The sequence below is a fragment of the Thermobacillus sp. ZCTH02-B1 genome (genome assembly GCF_002159085.1).
Taxonomy (GTDB): domain Bacteria; phylum Bacillota; class Bacilli; order Paenibacillales; family Paenibacillaceae; genus Thermobacillus.
This window is the reverse complement of record NZ_LZRU01000012.1, coordinates 273,587-289,679: the sequence shown is the minus strand read 5'-3', so window position 1 is coordinate 289,679 and position 16,093 is coordinate 273,587. Positions and strand designations below refer to the sequence as shown.

Annotated in this window: 22 protein-coding genes and 1 other annotated feature; of the genes, 21 read left to right on the top strand and 1 reads right to left on the bottom strand. The window is 65.2% G+C overall.

Annotation, left to right across the window (positions count from 1 at the left end):
- Window positions 1-117 precede the first annotated feature (117 nt).
- From A9Z00_RS06250 to A9Z00_RS06205, 10 genes are all read left to right on the top strand, one after another.
- Window positions 118-1,491, top strand: a complete 1,374-nt coding sequence (locus A9Z00_RS06250) for an SPOR domain-containing protein (RefSeq protein WP_296975300.1) — start codon at window positions 118-120, stop codon at window positions 1,489-1,491.
- 62 nt (window positions 1,492-1,553) lie between these two features.
- Entirely contained in the window at window positions 1,554-1,796 is a 243-nt protein-coding gene (locus tag A9Z00_RS06245) for a DUF4321 domain-containing protein (protein ID WP_296975299.1), read from the top strand.
- Window positions 1,797-1,836: 40 nt separating this feature from the next.
- The gene (locus tag A9Z00_RS06240; RefSeq protein ID WP_296975298.1) at window positions 1,837-2,463 is read left to right on the top strand and encodes a Maf family protein; all 627 of its coding nucleotides are present in this window, start codon (window positions 1,837-1,839) and stop codon (window positions 2,461-2,463) included.
- A 61-nt stretch (window positions 2,464-2,524) separates the two neighbouring features.
- Window positions 2,525-3,214, top strand: coding sequence for a RadC family protein (radC, locus tag A9Z00_RS06235; RefSeq protein WP_296975297.1), 690 nt, complete (start codon window positions 2,525-2,527; stop codon window positions 3,212-3,214).
- A gap of 37 nt (window positions 3,215-3,251) precedes the next feature.
- Entirely contained in the window at window positions 3,252-4,280 is a 1,029-nt protein-coding gene (locus A9Z00_RS06230) for a rod shape-determining protein (RefSeq protein ID WP_296975296.1), read from the top strand.
- Between the two features lie 37 nt (window positions 4,281-4,317).
- Window positions 4,318-5,238: a rod shape-determining protein MreC gene (gene mreC / locus A9Z00_RS06225; protein WP_296975295.1), complete on the top strand. Its 921-nt coding sequence runs from the start codon at window positions 4,318-4,320 to the stop codon at window positions 5,236-5,238.
- Window positions 5,235-5,753 carry a rod shape-determining protein MreD gene (mreD, locus tag A9Z00_RS06220; protein ID WP_296975294.1) on the top strand — a complete coding sequence of 173 codons (519 nt, stop codon included), beginning with the start codon at window positions 5,235-5,237 and terminating at the stop codon, window positions 5,751-5,753. Before mreC ends, mreD begins: the two co-directional genes overlap by 4 nt.
- Before the next feature lie 47 nt (window positions 5,754-5,800).
- Window positions 5,801-6,490: a septum site-determining protein MinC gene (locus A9Z00_RS06215; protein WP_483316276.1), complete on the top strand. Its 690-nt coding sequence runs from the start codon at window positions 5,801-5,803 to the stop codon at window positions 6,488-6,490.
- A 3-nt stretch (window positions 6,491-6,493) separates the two neighbouring features.
- Window positions 6,494-7,285: a septum site-determining protein MinD gene (minD, locus tag A9Z00_RS06210; protein WP_296975292.1), complete on the top strand. Its 792-nt coding sequence runs from the start codon at window positions 6,494-6,496 to the stop codon at window positions 7,283-7,285.
- Window positions 7,286-7,293: 8 nt separating this feature from the next.
- The gene (locus A9Z00_RS06205; protein ID WP_296975291.1) at window positions 7,294-8,442 is read left to right on the top strand and encodes an FtsW/RodA/SpoVE family cell cycle protein; all 1,149 of its coding nucleotides are present in this window, start codon (window positions 7,294-7,296) and stop codon (window positions 8,440-8,442) included.
- 71 nt (window positions 8,443-8,513) lie between these two features.
- Here the strand turns inward: A9Z00_RS06205 and A9Z00_RS06200 are convergent, their stop codons facing one another.
- On the bottom strand, window positions 8,514-9,392 hold the full coding sequence (locus A9Z00_RS06200) for a DMT family transporter (RefSeq protein WP_296975290.1): 879 nt from the start codon (window positions 9,390-9,392) through the stop codon (window positions 8,514-8,516).
- A gap of 195 nt (window positions 9,393-9,587) precedes the next feature.
- Between A9Z00_RS06200 and A9Z00_RS06195 the strand changes: the two genes are divergently transcribed.
- From A9Z00_RS06195 to A9Z00_RS06150, 11 genes are all read left to right on the top strand, one after another.
- Complete coding sequence (locus tag A9Z00_RS06195) at window positions 9,588-10,520, top strand: M23 family metallopeptidase (RefSeq protein ID WP_296975289.1); 933 nt, start codon at window positions 9,588-9,590, stop codon at window positions 10,518-10,520.
- On the top strand, window positions 10,513-11,385 hold the full coding sequence (locus A9Z00_RS06190) for a site-2 protease family protein (protein WP_296975288.1): 873 nt from the start codon (window positions 10,513-10,515) through the stop codon (window positions 11,383-11,385). The genes A9Z00_RS06195 and A9Z00_RS06190 overlap by 8 nt, the downstream gene beginning before the upstream one ends.
- A 52-nt stretch (window positions 11,386-11,437) precedes the next feature.
- The gene (locus A9Z00_RS15770; RefSeq protein ID WP_367189249.1) at window positions 11,438-11,614 is read left to right on the top strand and encodes a hypothetical protein; all 177 of its coding nucleotides are present in this window, start codon (window positions 11,438-11,440) and stop codon (window positions 11,612-11,614) included.
- Complete coding sequence (locus tag A9Z00_RS15765; RefSeq protein ID WP_367189248.1) at window positions 11,590-11,967, top strand: hypothetical protein; 378 nt, start codon at window positions 11,590-11,592, stop codon at window positions 11,965-11,967. Before A9Z00_RS15770 ends, A9Z00_RS15765 begins: the two co-directional genes overlap by 25 nt.
- Window positions 11,907-12,095 (top strand): hypothetical protein, encoded by a 189-nt coding sequence (locus A9Z00_RS06180; protein ID WP_367189247.1) that lies wholly within the window; start codon window positions 11,907-11,909, stop codon window positions 12,093-12,095. The genes A9Z00_RS15765 and A9Z00_RS06180 overlap by 61 nt, the downstream gene beginning before the upstream one ends.
- Before the next feature lie 97 nt (window positions 12,096-12,192).
- Window positions 12,193-12,279, top strand: a sequence feature (ribosomal protein L21 leader region).
- A gap of 13 nt (window positions 12,280-12,292) precedes the next feature.
- Window positions 12,293-12,607, top strand: coding sequence for a 50S ribosomal protein L21 (gene rplU, locus A9Z00_RS06175; protein WP_296975287.1), 315 nt, complete (start codon window positions 12,293-12,295; stop codon window positions 12,605-12,607).
- A 10-nt stretch (window positions 12,608-12,617) separates the two neighbouring features.
- Window positions 12,618-12,953, top strand: a complete 336-nt coding sequence (locus A9Z00_RS06170) for a ribosomal-processing cysteine protease Prp (RefSeq protein WP_296975286.1) — start codon at window positions 12,618-12,620, stop codon at window positions 12,951-12,953.
- 14 nt (window positions 12,954-12,967) lie between these two features.
- Window positions 12,968-13,276, top strand: a complete 309-nt coding sequence (gene rpmA / locus A9Z00_RS06165) for a 50S ribosomal protein L27 (protein ID WP_296975285.1) — start codon at window positions 12,968-12,970, stop codon at window positions 13,274-13,276.
- 152 nt (window positions 13,277-13,428) lie between these two features.
- The gene (locus A9Z00_RS06160; RefSeq protein WP_296975284.1) at window positions 13,429-14,163 is read left to right on the top strand and encodes a Spo0B domain-containing protein; all 735 of its coding nucleotides are present in this window, start codon (window positions 13,429-13,431) and stop codon (window positions 14,161-14,163) included.
- A 15-nt stretch (window positions 14,164-14,178) separates the two neighbouring features.
- On the top strand, window positions 14,179-15,498 hold the full coding sequence (gene obgE, locus A9Z00_RS06155) for a GTPase ObgE (protein ID WP_296975283.1): 1,320 nt from the start codon (window positions 14,179-14,181) through the stop codon (window positions 15,496-15,498).
- Window positions 15,499-15,633: 135 nt separating this feature from the next.
- Window positions 15,634-16,071, top strand: coding sequence for an ACT domain-containing protein (locus tag A9Z00_RS06150; RefSeq protein WP_296975282.1), 438 nt, complete (start codon window positions 15,634-15,636; stop codon window positions 16,069-16,071).
- Window positions 16,072-16,093 lie beyond the last annotated feature (22 nt).

The following is a 16,093-nucleotide window of genomic DNA, read 5'->3' as shown; positions in this document are numbered from 1 at the left end:
CGGACGTCTTCCGCACGAAGGCGTCCGGGTCGGCCCTTCTTCTTTCGGCCGCGCATAAATCTCGCACGGGATTCATAGAGTAGAATGGAAGATTCGGACGAGGGGTGCGAGCGAGACATGAACCCGAAAGCGCGGATTACGTATCGGTTCGAAACGGTGGCGAGCAGCGGCGGAAACCAGGGCGAGGGCGGCGGACGGACCGTGCGCAGACTGGTGCGGGTCGGTCCGGATGGAAGCCGGGAGACGCCGGAAACGCGGGAGACGTACGGGTTCGGCCCGGACGGGGCGCTGCATGCGGAACCGGAATTCCGTTTCGATGCCGCGCAGTGGAACAGCCCGTTCCAGGACGACACGGACGCGCTCGAGCGGTTGATTCGCGGGACGGACCGGAGTACGGCGGAGCAGGATGCCGGCGAAAGCGCGGAACAAGCGGGCGGAACGGAAGGCGGCGAAGGTCGTGAAGATCGGGGTGAAGCGGCAGAGACGGCGGATCCCGGAGCCGTCGAACCGGCGTTCGGCCCGCCGGAGGAAGAGGCGCGGTTCGGAAACCGGCCGTTCGAGGCCGCGGAAGGCTTCCCGTCCGAATCGCGCCTGACGGCAATCGGCGGAGCGGCGGGCCGTTACGTACCCCGCAGGCGGCCCCCCGCCGCCTCCTGGATCCGGGCCGCCGCGACCGTCGTCGGAGCGGTTCTGACGGGCGCGCTGTTCGGCTGGCTCGTCATGTCGCTGATCTTCTGGCAGGCGGGCTCGCCGGGACCGTCCGATGCCGGGGCGCAGCCGGGCGGACCGGCGGATCAAACGCCGCGGGCGGCGGACGAAACGCCCGAAGCCGATCCGGCCGGAACGGAAGGTGCCTCGTATGCGGCCGGGAGCCGGGCCTCCGTCGGAATTCCGGCCGTCCGCTATCATATGATCCAGTACGGCGCGTTCTCGACCGAGGCCGGGTTGAAGGAGGCGCTGGCGCAGCTCGAATCGGCCGGCTTCCCCTCCGGGGCGGACACGGGAGACGGATACCGCGCCTACGCGGGCATCGCGGACAGCCGGGAAGGCGCGGAGGCGCTGGCCGGGACGTTCGGCGGCGTCGAGCTGTACATCCGTCCGCTCGACATTCCGTCCGTCCCGCCGGAGGCGTTCGCGGGACAGCCGGAGGCCGTCCCCGCGTTTCTGCTCCGGACGGCCGAGCTGATCCGGACGGCGGGCGGGCTGTCGGCCAGCCTGCTTGCAGCCGGCGGGACAAGCCCGGTTCCGGAGGAAGCCTGGAGCGACTGGGAGGCGTCGCACCGGAGCTGGAAGGAAGCGGCGGAGGCGCTGGCGGATGCCGCCGCGGCGGACGGCTTCCGCGCCATCCTCGGAGCCGTCGGCAGGGCGGCCGACGCGTTCGCCGCCTATCGCGGGAAGGCGGATCCCGCCCATCTGAAGGCGGTCCAATCCGCCCTGATCGAGGCGGCGGTCGCCCTGCGGGACCGGGCGCTGGCGTACGGCGCATTGTAAACGCAAGGGGCGGCGCGTATAATATAGAACGAGTGTCAGAATCGGGCGAAGGACGATCGGGGATGAAGAAGCATCGCTGGCTGCTGGTGTTTTTTGTCGTGGTCGGGATGTTGGCGGGATCGCTGGCCGCGCAGTCGCTGGAACAGGTTCCCGCGCTGAAATTCCTGACCGATACGGTGCCGATCGTGTGGTCGCCGGCGGTGGATCTGGCCGTCGTCGCGTTCGACTTCACGCTCCGGCTCGACATCAGCCTGCTCAGCATTCTCGGAATCGTCCTCGCGATCTGGCTCTACCGAAGATTGTAGATCCCGCCTGCCGACGGCGGCGGGACGGAAGGAAATCGTCATGGCAAAGGTCGGGTCTTGCAACGGACAAGCCCTTCGTGCGATTGTGCTCGGATCGGCGTCGCCCCGACGACGGGAGCTCGTGCAATTGCTCGGGCTGGAGCTTCCGGTCCGGATCGAGGCGTCCGACGCCGACGAATCCATCCCTCCGGATCTTGCGCCCGCGGATGCGGCGGAATGGCTGGCGCTCTGCAAGGCGTCGAACGTCCGGGAACGGCTGGGCGCGGAGGCGGAGGGAACCGTCATCATCGGCGCTGATACGATCGTCGTGCTGGACGGCGCCATTCTCGGCAAGCCGAAGGATGCCGCCGACGCGCGCCGGATGCTCGGACGCCTGCAGGGCCGGGCGCATGAGGTCATCACCGGCGTCGCCGTCGTGGACGGATCGACCGGAAGGCACAAGACCGCCCGCAGCGTCACGCGGGTGTTCATGAAACCGCTGGACGACGAGCGGATCGCGCGCTATGTCGCGACCGGCGAACCGCTCGACAAGGCGGGTGCCTACGGCATCCAGGGGCTGGCCGCGGGATTCGTGGAGCGCATCGAAGGCTGCTATTTCAATGTCGTCGGACTTCCGGTGTCGCTGCTCGGCGAGCTGCTCGGCGAGTTCGGCGTCCGGACCATGTGACGTCCGGACGACGGACGGATGCGCGGCTGCAGGGCCGGAGTCCGGGGAGGAGCGAGGACACATGGATTCGCGTGTCATTTTGCTGCGCGACGTCCCCAGGGAAGACCGGCCGAGAGAGCGCATGATGGTTGACGGGGCGGAAGCGCTGAGCGATGCGGAACTGCTCGCCATTCTGCTCAGGACCGGAACGCGCAACGAATCCGCCGTCCATCTCGCGAACCGGATTTTGCGCGAGTGCGGAGGCTTGCGGAATCTGGTCGACATGAGCATATCCGAACTCACCCGGATTCGCGGCGTCGGACCGGCCAAGGCCGTCCAGCTGCGGGCGGGCATCGAGCTCGGCCGAAGGCTGGCGCGCCGGGCCGCGTCCGACAGGCCGGCCATCCGCAAGCCGGAGGATGCGGCGAAGCTCGTGATGGAAGATCTCCGCTCCGAGCTCCAGGAGCATTTCGTCTGCCTGTTCCTGAACACGAAGAATCAGGTGCTCGCACGCGAGACGCTGTTCGTCGGCACGCTCAACGCTTCGCTCGTCCATCCGCGCGAGGTGTTCCGTGCCGCGATCAAGCGGGGATGCGCGTCCATCATCTGCATCCACAACCATCCGAGCGGCGATCCGACGCCGAGTCCGGAAGACATTTCGCTGACCCGCCGCCTGCATGAAGCGGGATCGCTCATCGGAATTGACGTGCTGGACCACATCATCATCGGCGACGGACGGTTCGTCAGCCTGAAGGAACAGGGATACCTGTAAAGGGAGAAGGGTCCGGCCGACAGAAGGGAGCAAAGCGATGTTCGGGACGAAGGATCTGGGCATTGACCTGGGGACGGCCAACACCCTGGTCTATGTCCGTGGCAAAGGCATAGTCGTCAGGGAACCTTCCGTGGTCGCCCTGCGTACCGATACGAAGACGATCGAGGCGGTGGGCGAGCAGGCGAAGCGGATGATCGGGCGGACGCCGGGGAACATCCGCGCGGTCCGGCCGATGAAGGACGGCGTGATCGCCGACTTCGACACCACCGCCACGATGATCAAATATTTCATCCGCCAGGCGCTGAAGAATCGCTCGATTTTCTCTCGCCAGCCGAACGTCATGGTCTGCGTGCCCTCCGGCATCACGGCCGTCGAGAAGCGCGCCGTCGAAGACGCGACGAGGCAGGCCGGGGCGCGGGAAGCCTTCACGATCGAGGAGCCGTTCGCCGCGGCGATCGGCGCCGATCTGCCGGTCTGGGAACCGACGGGCAGCATGGTGGTCGACATCGGCGGCGGCACGACGGAAGTGGCGGTCATCTCGCTGGGCGGCATCGTGACGAGCCGCTCGATCCGGATCGCCGGCGACGAGATGGACGAGGCGATCATCCAGTACATCAAGCGGACGTACAACCTGCTGGTCGGCGAACGGACGGCGGAACAGCTCAAGATGGACATCGGTTCCGCGCTGCCGCTGGAGCAGGAACAGGTGGTCGAGATTCGCGGGCGCGATCTCGTCACCGGTCTGCCGAAGACGATTCCGATCTCGTCCAATGAAATCACCGCAGCGCTCACGGATACGGTCGGCGCCATCGTGGAAGCGGTGAAGGTGACGCTGGAGCGCTGCCCGCCCGAACTGTCGGCCGACATCATGGACCGGGGCATCGTGCTCACGGGCGGCGGCGGCCTGCTCCGCAATCTGGACAAGCTGCTCGCCCGCGAGACCGGAATGCCGGTCATCGTGGCCGAGAACGCGCTCGATTGCGTCGCGATCGGAACCGGCCGCGCGCTGGAGAACATCCATCTCTTTAAGAGCCGCGGCACGGCGGTGGCGCGCATCCGCCGGTAAACCGGGCGGGGGAGACCGGAATCACGGTAAGGGGCGGGTGAGCGAACTGTTCAGACTGATTCGCAACCGGAAGCTGTTCGTTCTCTTGATCGTCCTGATCGTATTTGCCGCGATCATGGGATTCTCGCTCGGACAGCGGGACAACCTGACATGGCCCGAAAATTTCATCGGCGATACGGTTTCCTTCGTGCAGCAATGGTTCTACAAGCCCGCCGGTTACCTGGCGGGCTTGTTTGAAGACATCCGCACGATGCGCGAACTGTATCGGGAGAACGAGGAACTGCGCACGACCGTTGCGCGGTACGCCAGGGACCGGGTGATGTACAACCGGATCGAACTCGAGAACGAACGCCTCAAGGAAGCGCTCGCGTTCAAGGAACGGCAGAAGCGGATGTTCGATTATGAATTCGTGATCGCGCACGTGGTGGCCGTCAGCAACGACCCGCTCAACCCGACGTTCAAGATCAATCTCGGATCGACCGACGGCATCCGTCCGAACATGGCCGTCGTGACGACGGACGGGCTGGTCGGGCTCGTGAGCCGCGTGTTTCCGCTTTATTCGACGGTCATGCCGATCACGCAGCTCAACAGCGAATCCGTCAGCGGGGCGCGGGCGATTTCCGCGACGACGATGGAACACGGGGAATCCTTCGGCGTGATCGAGGATTATGACGAGCAGCGCGGCATGCTGGTCATGAACCGGATCGCGGAGAACGATCCGCTCTCCGTGGGCGACGTCGTGATCACGTCGGGACTCGGGGGCGTATACCCGTACGGGTTGGTCGTCGGCACGGTGGAATCGCGCCAGGTCGGCGACTTCGGCCTGACGCACACGGCCTACATCAAGCCGGCGGCCGATTTCGACAAGCTGTTCGAAGTGTTTGTCGTCGTGCCCCCGGACGGGGAGGAGCCGGACGCGCGGGAAGCGGAGGCGGAACCGGGAGAGGCGCGGCCATGAATTCACGGTGGATCGTTCCGCTTCTCGTGCTGCTGTTCCTGCTGGATACGACCGTCGTGCCGTGGCTCATTCCGACGTCGATGTACGGCCGGATCGCTCCGCATTTCGTGTTCGTCGCCGCGCTTTACGCCGGCCTGTATGCGAACCGGCACGCGGCGCTTTTCATCGGACTCATCTTCGGATTGTTGCAGGATATCACGTTCTACGGTCACATGCTCGGCGTCCATACGCTCCTGATGGGCTCCATCGCCTATCTGGCGGGCCTTCTGTTCGAGGGCAAGCGCGTTTCGATGTTCGCGGCGCTATTCGTCATCGCGCTGGGCTGTTTCCTGTACGATGCGGCCGCGTACGGCATCTATCGCGCCTTCCGCGTCACGCACGAACCGTTCGAGTTCGTCCTGCTGCATTCCATCGCGCCGAGCCTGTTCCTGCAGACGGGGTTCGCGCTCGCGGTGTACGTGCCCGCCCGCCGGCTGTTTGAACCGAAGGAGACACGCGCCGACGAGGAAGAATAGCTGCCGACCGGCAGGATTTCGGGCTGTCGAAACCGAATGAATGAGGAATGAGCTCCCTTGGGGGAGGGAACGGCTTGACCGGCAAGCAACGTATCGTGATCAAAGGCGTAAAGGACGGCCTCGTGTTTCTGCTCGACGACCGCTGCGAGATGGACGAATTGCTCGCCGAGCTGAACGACAAGCTGGAACGGTCCCATCAGAAGCTGCTGACGGGCCCTCTCGTCCATGTCCGGCTCAAGCTCGGCAACCGGCGCCTAACGGAAGCGGACCGGGAGCGCCTGATCGATGTGATCCGGCGCCGGGGCAACCTGATCATCCGGTCGATCGAGGCGGCCCCCGACCCCGAGGAACAGCCGGCCGGCGCGGGCACCCTGCACGTCGTGAGCGGCGTCATCCGATCGGGCCAGACCGTCGAACGGGAAGGCCATCTGCTGCTCCTCGGCGACGTCAATCCGGGCGGAACGGTCTGCTGCACGGGCGACATCTACATCATGGGAGCGCTTCGGGGAACGGCCCATGCGGGCTGCCGCGGCGATGCGGGCGCCGTCATCGCGGCCGCGCTGATGCGGCCGACGCAGCTTCGCATCGCGGACATCATCAGCCGTCCGCCGGAGGAATGGGTTTCGGATGACGCGCAGATGGAATTTGCCTATCTGGAAGACGGCCGGATGCGGATCGACAAGATTTCAAGGCTGAACCGCTTCCGCAAAGATCCGATCGTATTCAAAGGAGTGTAAGGCATGGGAGAAGCGATAGTCGTAACTTCGGGGAAGGGCGGAGTCGGCAAGACGACGACATCGGCGAATCTGGGCACGGCGCTTGCGCTCCAGGGCAAGAAGGTGTGCATGGTCGATACGGACATCGGCCTGCGCAACCTCGATGTCGTCATGGGGCTCGAGAACCGCATCATCTACGACATCATCGACGTCGCGGAAGGCCGCTGCCGGCTCGCGCAGGCACTCGTCAAGGACAAGCGCTTCGACGAGCTGTACATGCTGCCGGCCGCCCAGACGAAGGACAAGCATGACATCGAGCCGGATCAGGTGAAGCGAATCATCGACGACCTGAAGCGGGATTTCGACTACGTCGTCATCGACTGTCCGGCCGGCATCGAGCAGGGGTTCCGCAACGCGGTCGCAGGGGCGGACGCCGCGATCGTCGTGACGACGCCGGAGAACGCGGCCGTGCGCGACGCCGACCGGGTGATCGGCCTGCTCGAGCAGCAGCGCATTCCGGCGCGGCTCATCATCAACCGCATCCGCCCGAACATGGTGAAATCCGGCGAGATGCTGGACGTCGACGAGATCGTGCAGGTGCTGGCCATCGATCTGCTCGGCATCGTGCCGGATGACGAGCGGGTCATCAAGGCGGCAAACACCGGCGAGCCGACCGTTCTGGATCCTTCCTCCCGTGCCGCGATCGCCTATCGCAACATCGCCCGGCGCGTGCTCGGCGAGAAGGTGCCGCTCATGCAGCTGGAAGACAAGACCGGCATGATGCAGCGGCTCCGCAAGTTTTTCGGGATGGGATGAGTGCCGTTGTGCTCAGAAAGCTGAAACGAATCGACGTTGGCATCCTGATCATCCTTGGGCTGCTCATGGTCATCAGCGTATTGGTCGTGCGGAGCGCGACCTACGGCAACCCGGGTTACGCGAACTATGACCTGAAGCAGCTCATCTTCTATGCGGCCGGTTTCGCCGTGGCGACCATCGCCACCCTCTTCAATTACCGGTTTTTCATGAAATATTGGTACGTCTGGTACGGCATCGGCATTGCGCTGCTGGTGCTCGTCTATTTTTTCGGCGAGGAACGCAACGGTGCGCGCAGCTGGTTCGAGCTGCCGGGCGGCATCCTGTTCCAGCCGGCCGAGCTCATGAAGCTGCTGCTGATCATGGCGGTGGCGGCCCTCCTCGCCCGGCGCGAAGGCGATCCGCTGTCGTTCCGGCGGGACCTCGTGCCGATCGCCGCCTTGTCGCTCGTGCCTTTCGTGTTGGTCATGATCCAGCCCGACCTCGGCAACGCGGTCATCTACATCGTCATCGTGCTCGGCATGCTCTGGATCGGCCGGATCAAGTACTGGCACGTGCTGACCGGCATCGTCCTGCTCGTCATCGGGCTGATCGCGTTCGTCACGCTGTTCAACACGTATAACGAAGAGATCCGGGAATTCCTCAGGGACAAAGGGAAGTATCACTGGTACGAGCGGATCAACACGTACATCAATCCGGAGACGGCGTCGGACGACGCGAAGCGTCAGGCGAAAAATTCGCTCACCGCGATCGGTTCGGGGGGGCTGACCGGGGACGGATACATGAAAGGCAACATGAAGAATCGCCGCTCGATCCCGTATCCGTATTCCGACTCGATCTTCGTCGTGATCGGCGAGGAGTTCGGCTTCCGGGGAGCCGCGGTGTTGCTGCTCCTCTATTTCCTGCTCATCTACCGCATGATCATGATCGCGTTCCATTGCACCGATCTGTCCGGCTCCTACATCATCGTCGGCATCGTGTCGATGTTCGTGTTCCAGATTTTCGAGAACATCGGCATGATGATCGGCCTGATGCCGATCACCGGCATCACGCTGCCGTTCATCAGCTACGGCGGCACGTCGCTGCTCATCAACATGATCTGCATCGGTCTCGTGTTCAGCATCCGGGCGCACCAGCCCGAACCCGAACAGGCCTTGTAGCAAGGGGGCCGCAACCCGGCCGCAACGGACGCGGCATCGGGTTGCGGCCCTTTGCGCTGCCGCCTGCGCCTTCAGGCGAGCAGCCGGAGCAGGACCACCCCCGCGAGCGTGAACGCAATGCCGGCCGCTTCGCGCCGCGTGAACCGTTCGCGGCCGGAGATGCGGGTGTAGATCAGGATCAGCAGCACGTTCAGCGAGACGATCGCCGAGACGAGGCCCGTGATGCCGGCATCGAAAGCCATGATGATCAGGATCATGCCGCATACGTTCGTCAGGCCGATGAGCATGCCGGTGCCGAACGTGCGGCGGTACGTCCAGATGGCGGGCCGCTTCGGCTCCGGCCGGAAGGGAGCGTTCGCCCGGAACCGGTTCTCGATCCAGCGGGTCAGAAGGAACAGCGCCGTTCCCGTGCCGAACATCAGCGCAAGCACCGGAAACATGGCGGCGTCGAGGATCGTCGACCATTTGCCGGACAGATCGTTGAAGCCGAAGAACATGAGCGCCAGCAGTCCCCATTTCGTGCTGTTCCAATGGGAGAGCGTGAATTCCCCCGCATACCGGATCAGCACGACGCCGGCGACGATCAGAAGGAACGCGGCCGCCTGCCGCCCGTTGAGCCGCTCGCCCCACAGGAGCCAGGCTCCCGCCGCGACGACGACCGGCGGCAGGGCGGACAGCACCGCGACGATGGACGGCTTGCCGGCCGCGAAGCCGCGGTACAACGCCATGTTCGCCACATAGGAACACGCGCCCATCTGGATGCCGACGAGCGTCCCGGCCGTCCAGGCCTGCCCGCCCGCGAGGGCGAGCGCCAGCGAGATCAGGAATCCGGAGAAGAAGACGCCCGCCAGCAGAACGTTCCGGTCAAGCGCAAGCGGCGACAGCCGCTGGTAGAAGATGCCCCGCAGTCCGAACGCCACGGCGGAGCATGCCGCGTACACGAGCCACATGTCCGTCGGATCCTCCCGATGCAATCGGTCGCATGCCGCGTTGGTTCAACTTCCACTACTATATCACCGGTCCGGCTTTCTGTCTTCGGTCATTTTCGGGCCGGCATAATCGAATTCCCGCGCGCATAACGTGGATGGTGAACAAGCCCGCCCGCACGGGACGCGGCGGGCGACGCGCATCGGGGAGGAATCGGCATGGCAAGGGACAGCGGCGTCAAGCGCAGGCGGGAGGAACGGATCCGCGCCATCATCGAAGCGCACAGGGCCGCGTCGGAAGCGCGGAGCGGGGCGGATGCGCGGGATTTCGGTTTCAGGCCCGTCCGGACGGCGGGAAGGGACGGCGTTCCGGCGCCCGGCGGCGCTCCCGGCGGCCGCGCATCCGGGCACCGATCCGACCGCTTCCGGGAGATGCAAGCGGAGCGCGATCCGGAGAAGGAATGGAAGCTGCGCAGCCGCGCATGGCTGCATGGTTCGGACCCGGGACGGCAGCCCGGGGGGTTCGACGAAGAGGAGCCGCGGCGGGGCGGCCTGCTGCGCGGCCTGTTGGTCAAAACGGCGGTGTCGGCGGCGCTTTTCCTGGCCGTATGGGCCCTGTTCCGGGTGGACGAGCCCTGGGCTTCGACGCCGCAGCGGCTGATCGTGCAGGCGCTGACGGAAGACATCGACACGCGGGCAGCGGCGGACTGGTACCGGAGAACGTTCGCGGGTTCGCCCGCTTTTCTTCCCATTTTCCGGCAGGAGCCGCGGACGGGGGAAGGGCCCGGCCTTCCCGTCGTGGCGCCGGTCAAATCCGGAGAAGTGGTCCGCCCGTTCGCGGAGACGCTGGCCGGCATCGAGATCGCGGGCGAATCCGGCGCGATCGTAAAGGCGGCGGAGACCGGCCGGGTGACCCACGTGGCGGGCGGCGGAGACGAAGGCTACAGCGTCGTCATCCGGCACGCGGGCGGGAAGATGACCGTCTACGGCCGGCTCGGATCGGTCGACGTCGAGCCGGACGACTGGGTCGAGGCGGGCGACCGGATCGGCGCGCTGCCCGAGACGGAGGACGGATCGCGGAGCCTGCTTTACTTCGCCGTGCGGGTCGACGGCCGTTACGTCGACCCGGCGGACGTGGTTCCGCTTGATTAGATGCTTCGGGATCCGGTGGTCCGTCCATCCGCTGCTCATCTTCGTCATGCTCGCCTCCGCGGTCACCGGGTATATACGGGAACTGGCCGTCCTGTTCGCGATCGTCATCGTGCATGAGCTCGGGCATGTGTTCGCGATGCGGGCCTTCGGCTGGCGCGTCCGGGAGATCCGGCTGCTGCCCTTCGGCGGCGAAGCCCTGACGGAGGAGGCGGGTACCGTCCCGGCGGCGGAGGAGGCGGTCGTGGCGGTCGCCGGTCCCCTGCAGAACGTCTGGATGGGGGCGGCGGCGCTCCTGGCGGCGCGATTCGAAGGCGTCGACGCGGAGTGGGCGCTGTACATCGCGAAGGCGAACGCGATCATCGCCCTGTTCAATCTGCTGCCGATCCATCCGCTGGACGGCGGACGGCTGCTGTCGGTCTGGCTGGCCGCGAAGCTGCCCTACCAGTCCGCGCTGAAATGGAGCGCGCGGACCGGCCTCGTCCTGGGCGCGGCCCTGATGCTGTCCGCCTGCCTTCCGCTGTTCGGCGGTGTGCAGCTCAACCTGCTGCTGGTCGGGCTTTTCCTTGCGGTATCGAATTGGCGGTTAATGCGGGACCTGCCCTATATCTTCATGCGCTTCCTCGTCAGGCGGGAGGCGGATTCGGCGCGGGCCCGGGAGAGGGGCGCGGTGGCGCTGCCGATCGTCGTGCAGCCGGCCTGTCCGGTGGGCGACGTCCTGCGCCTGTTCCGCCGGGGCCGCTACCATCTCGTGTACGTGCTCGGCGAAGGCGGGCGCATCGTGGGGATCGTGCCGGAGGAGAGCGTGATCGGGTCCTATTTCCGTTCCGGCGGACAAGATCGTGCAGTTTCCGAGCTTTTCGGGTAAAATGGAACGGCAGGGGTTGACCCATTCCCGCTCCGGGCAGGTGACGGCGCCGATGAAGGAAATGCTGGTTCACGTCGGCCGGCAGGCGATCGAGATCGCGGTCATGGCGGACGGACGGCTCGTCGAGTACGATATCGAGGAGGCCGCCGGCGGCAAGCTGCCGGGAACCTGTACCTCGGCCGGGTCGAGCACGTGCTCCCCGGCATGCAGGCGGCGTTCATCGACGTAGGACTCTCCCGGAACGCGTTTCTGTACATCGACGACGTGCTGCATCCGCACCTGGAGAAGCGGCCGAAGCGGAAGCCGTCCATCGCGGAGCTGCTTCGTCCGGGGCAGGAACCGATCGTCCAGATCGTGAAGGAGCCGCAGGGGGGAAAAGGCGCCTGCGTCACCACCCGCTATACGCTGCCCGGACGGTATCTCGTCTATATGCCCCGCGCGGATTACGTCGCGGTCTCGAAGAAGATCGCCGACGGGCGGAGGACGAGGCGCACCGGGCGAAGGTCGCGGAGCGGCTCGAGGTGCTGGCGCGCTCCGACCGGACATCCTGCCACGTGCTCGGCTGGACGCGCCTCGGTCTGATGGAGATGACGCGCAAGAAGGTGCGCCGGGACGCGGCGTCCAGGCTGTACGAGCCGTGTCCGGCCTGCGGCGGCCGCGGCGTGGTCGCCGCCGGTCCGGGCGCGGAACGCCGCCGGGACCGCGGGTGACGGGCCCGGCCGCGCCGAAGCGTCCGGAATTTCGCCCTGGTTGAACTGCGGGCGAAAGTATGCTAGAATCACTTCATGTGTGTCCTTCCTGCGGGCACACGGGCTACAACCGCTCGGAACGGGCCGTAAAGCGCGGCCGCGCATTGCGGACGCCGCCCGGATTCAGGCGAGTCTTAGACCGGGGAGGTGCAGGATTCATGTACGCGATCATCGAAACTGGCGGCAAGCAGTACAAGGTCAAGGAAGGCGACGTCATCTACATCGAGAAGCTGGACGCGAAGGAAGGCGACAGCGTTACGTTCGACCGCGTGCTCGCCGTGTCGAAGGCTGACGGCAGCTTCGTGGCCGGCACGCCCGTCGTCGCCGGCGCAAAGGTGACGGGCACCGTCGAGAAGCACGGCAAGGGACGCAAGATCATCGTCTTCAAGTACAAGCCGAAGAAGAACTATCGCCGCAAGCAGGGCCATCGCCAGCCGTACACGAAAGTGACGATCTCCAAGATCGAGGCTTGACGGACGAACCATGATTACCGTCACGTTCGTCCGCAGGCGCGAAGACCGGCGGATCGTCTCGTTCGCGGCCGAAGGCCACGCGAACTACGCGAGGCGCGGCGAGGACATCGTGTGCGCCGGCGTCTCCGCGGTGACGGTCGGCACCGTCAACGCCATCGAGGCGCTGACGGGGGTCAGGCTGCCGTACTCGATGCGGGACGGCTGGCTCCGGTCGGAGATTCCGGAGACCGGCGATCCGGCGGTCGACGGCAAGGTGCAGCTGCTGCTCGAAGCGATGGCGGTCATGCTGGATACCATACAACAGTCCTACGGCAAGCATGTCGTTGTTCGGGAAATCAGCGAATGAAGGAGGGATGCGACATGATCAGGCTCGATCTTCAGCTGTTCGCCTCCAAGAAGGGTGTCGGCTCGACGAAGAACGGCCGCGACAGCGAATCGAAACGCCTTGGCGTGAAGCGTGCGGACGGCCAATATGTCAAGGCCGGCAACATCCTGGTCCGCCAGCGCGGCACGAAGATCCATCCGGGCCGCAACGTGGGCATCGGCAAGGATGACACGCTGTATGCCAAGATCGAAGGCGTCGTAAAGTTCGAACGTTACGGTCGCAATCGGAAGAAGGTCAGCGTATATCCGGTGGAAGTTGCGCCTGTGGCGGCGGCGGCAGAGTAACAGGCATTCCCGGTCTGGCGACAGGCCGGGTTTTTTGTTATAATGATTGGAATTTACAAGGCACGGGAACGGCGGATTCCGCGCCCAACGGACGCGACCGGGCGAAATCGGCGGCATGATGTGTGTACCCAGTGCCGGGAGAGGACGGACCCATGAATCGCTATCGGATGGCGAAGCTGTACGGCGCCGCATCCGTCGCGCTGCCCGCGGCAGCCGTATGGATCTGGCGGACGGAATGGTGGCCGCATCCCGTCTTTCTGGTCTGGACGGCCGCGGCCGCGGTGCTCTGGATCGCGGCGGACCGGAAGGAGCGGGAAATCGGATTCGAACGGACGTTCCGAACCCTGCAGTGGACCGCGATCCGCACGCTCAATCACCACCGCCATGACTGGATGAACGATCTGCAGGTCCTGTATGGCTACATTCGGATGAACAAGCCGGATAAGTCCGTGGAATGCGTGGAGAATATAAGACGGCGCATGCAGGCGGAAAGCCGGATTGCGAAGCTCGGCGTGCCTTCCCTCATCCTGTACGCGCAATCGTTCAGGACGACGCCCGGCCCGATCACGCTGCGCCTGGAGCTTCCGGACGAACTCAATCTCGCCGAACTGCCGCTCGATGCGGAGGCTGCGGCCGCCGCGCTGATCGATGTGATCAACGTGTACCGCTACGGCGCGAAGCCGTCGGGAGAGCCGGCGCAGCTTACCGTGCGGCTCGACCGGGAGGAATCGGCCCTGAAGGCGCTGCTCCGGTTCGACGGCGAGTTCATCCGGGCGCAGGAAGCGCGCGAAAGGATTCGCCGGCGTCTGAAGCGTTCGCCGTTTCGCGCGGAGCGGCTTGAACCGGAATTGAAGGAAGTGCTGCTGGCCGCCGAGCTCGGAAGCTGAACGACGGAGGAAGCCATGTTTGTCGACAAGGCGAAAATCTATGTAAAAGGCGGCGACGGCGGCGACGGCATCATCGCGTTCCGGCGCGAGCTGCACGTCCCGGACGGCGGACCGGCCGGCGGCGACGGCGGCAAGGGCGGGGACGTGATCTTCCGCGTGGACGAAGGGCTGCGCACGCTCGTCGATTTCCGCTATCAGAAGCATTTCAAGGCGGAGCGCGGAGAAAAGGGCAAACCGAAGGGCATGCACGGCGCCAACGCCAAGCCGTTGATCGTCCGTGTTCCGCCCGGAACGGTTGTCATCGACGACGATACGGGAGAAATCATCGCGGACCTCACCCGACACGGCCAGGAGGTGGTCGTCGCCCGCGGCGGCCGCGGCGGGCGGGGCAACATGCGTTTCGCGACGCCCCGGAATCCGGCGCCGTACATAGCCGAGAAGGGCGAGGAAGGCGAAGAACGGTGGGTCGTGCTCGAGCTGAAGGTGATGGCCGACGTCGGGCTGGTCGGCTATCCGAGCGTCGGCAAATCGACGCTGCTGTCCGTCGTGTCCGCGGCGAAGCCGAAGATCGCGGCCTACCATTTCACGACCCTGACGCCGAACCTCGGCGTCGTCTCGGTCGACGAAGAGCGAAGCTTTGTTCTGGCCGACCTGCCCGGGTTGATCGAGGGCGCCTCCGAAGGCGTCGGCCTCGGACATGAGTTTCTCCGCCATGTCGAGCGGACGCGGGTCATCATCCATGTCGTCGACATCTCCGCTTCGGAGGGCCGCGATCCGTTCGAGGACTGGAAGACGATCAACGCGGAACTGGCGAAATACAACGAGAAGCTGGCGAAGAGGCCGCAGATCGTCGCGGCAAACAAGATGGATCTGCCGGGAGCGGAGGAGAACCTCGCCGTGTTCCGGGAGAAGCTCCGGAAGGAGCTCGGGGACGAAGCTCCGGAAGTCGTGCCGATCTCGTCGCTGACGAGGCAGGGCGTGCGCGAGCTCATGTTCAAGGCGGCGGAGATGCTCGAGCGCGTGCCGGAGACGGTGTCCGTCGAGGACCTGAAGGCGACGGCGGATCGCGTCGTGTACCGGTTCGAGGAGCAGGAGGACGATTCGTTCACGGTTCGCCGCGATTCCGACGGCGCGTATGTCGTCGAAGGGGCGCGGGTCGAACGGTTTGTGAAGCGGATGAACCTGAATTCCTACGACGCGCTCATGCGGTTCGCGCATTTCATGCGACGGATGGGCGTGGATCAGGCGCTGCGCGATGCCGGATGCCAGGACGGGGACACGGTCCGGATCGGTGATTTTGCGTTCGAATTTTTTGAGGGCGCCGATTACGGTTGAGCATGACGGAGCCGCGGGACGGCTCTTTTTCTTGCATTTGCATCGCGGCATGGCGGATCACCCTTGTAAGAGACGTTCCGTTTTTGTATAATGTCCACTGTGGGCGTACATTTGTCTTCGCTGGGAGGACGTTTTATGACGGAACGTTATTTTGTCGTTCGGGAGGATCTCCTGCCGGAGGCGATCGTCAAGACGTTCCGGGTGCTCGACATGCTGAAGCGCGGCGAGGCCGAGACCGTGAACGAGGCGGTGGAGCGGGTCGGCCTGTCGCGCAGCGCGTTCTACAAATACAAAGACGGCGTCTACGCGCTGGATTCGCTCGATCGGGAGCGGATCGTCACGATTTCGATGGATCTGGAGCACCGGGCGGGCACGCTCTCGAAAGTGCTCGCCTACGTCGCGCAGTGCGAAGGCAACGTGCTGACCATTCACCAGAGCATCCCGCTGCAGGGGCTGGCCAACGTCGTCATCTCCGTCGACATTTCCGGTCTGAAAACGCCGCTGCCCGTGCTGATCGAGGGCATCCGGAAGCAGGACGGAGTCCGGCGGGCGGCCGTGGCGGGACAGGGTTGAGAAGAGCGATCATGGCAGTGGA

Excerpts from the sequence above, each read along its gene's own strand:
- A9Z00_RS06250 (WP_296975300.1), top strand. The coding sequence starts at position 118 with ATGAACCCGAAAGCGCGGATTACGTATCGGTTCGAAACGGTGGCGAGC.
- A9Z00_RS06245 (WP_296975299.1), top strand. The coding sequence starts at position 1,554 with ATGAAGAAGCATCGCTGGCTGCTGGTGTTTTTTGTCGTGGTCGGGATG.
- A9Z00_RS06240 (WP_296975298.1), top strand. The coding sequence starts at position 1,837 with ATGGCAAAGGTCGGGTCTTGCAACGGACAAGCCCTTCGTGCGATTGTG.
- radC (WP_296975297.1), top strand. The coding sequence starts at position 2,525 with ATGGATTCGCGTGTCATTTTGCTGCGCGACGTCCCCAGGGAAGACCGG.
- A9Z00_RS06230 (WP_296975296.1), top strand. The coding sequence starts at position 3,252 with ATGTTCGGGACGAAGGATCTGGGCATTGACCTGGGGACGGCCAACACC.
- mreD (WP_296975294.1), top strand. The coding sequence starts at position 5,235 with ATGAATTCACGGTGGATCGTTCCGCTTCTCGTGCTGCTGTTCCTGCTG.
- A9Z00_RS06215 (WP_483316276.1), top strand. The coding sequence starts at position 5,801 with ATGAGCTCCCTTGGGGGAGGGAACGGCTTGACCGGCAAGCAACGTATC.
- minD (WP_296975292.1), top strand. The coding sequence starts at position 6,494 with ATGGGAGAAGCGATAGTCGTAACTTCGGGGAAGGGCGGAGTCGGCAAG.
- A9Z00_RS06200 (WP_296975290.1), bottom strand. The coding sequence starts at position 9,392 with ATGTGGCTCGTGTACGCGGCATGCTCCGCCGTGGCGTTCGGACTGCGG.
- A9Z00_RS06195 (WP_296975289.1), top strand. The coding sequence starts at position 9,588 with ATGGCAAGGGACAGCGGCGTCAAGCGCAGGCGGGAGGAACGGATCCGC.
- A9Z00_RS15770 (WP_367189249.1), top strand. The coding sequence starts at position 11,438 with ATGAAGGAAATGCTGGTTCACGTCGGCCGGCAGGCGATCGAGATCGCG.
- A9Z00_RS15765 (WP_367189248.1), top strand. The coding sequence starts at position 11,590 with ATGCAGGCGGCGTTCATCGACGTAGGACTCTCCCGGAACGCGTTTCTG.
- rplU (WP_296975287.1), top strand. The coding sequence starts at position 12,293 with ATGTACGCGATCATCGAAACTGGCGGCAAGCAGTACAAGGTCAAGGAA.
- A9Z00_RS06170 (WP_296975286.1), top strand. The coding sequence starts at position 12,618 with ATGATTACCGTCACGTTCGTCCGCAGGCGCGAAGACCGGCGGATCGTC.
- rpmA (WP_296975285.1), top strand. The coding sequence starts at position 12,968 with ATGATCAGGCTCGATCTTCAGCTGTTCGCCTCCAAGAAGGGTGTCGGC.
- A9Z00_RS06160 (WP_296975284.1), top strand. The coding sequence starts at position 13,429 with ATGAATCGCTATCGGATGGCGAAGCTGTACGGCGCCGCATCCGTCGCG.
- obgE (WP_296975283.1), top strand. The coding sequence starts at position 14,179 with ATGTTTGTCGACAAGGCGAAAATCTATGTAAAAGGCGGCGACGGCGGC.
- A9Z00_RS06150 (WP_296975282.1), top strand. The coding sequence starts at position 15,634 with ATGACGGAACGTTATTTTGTCGTTCGGGAGGATCTCCTGCCGGAGGCG.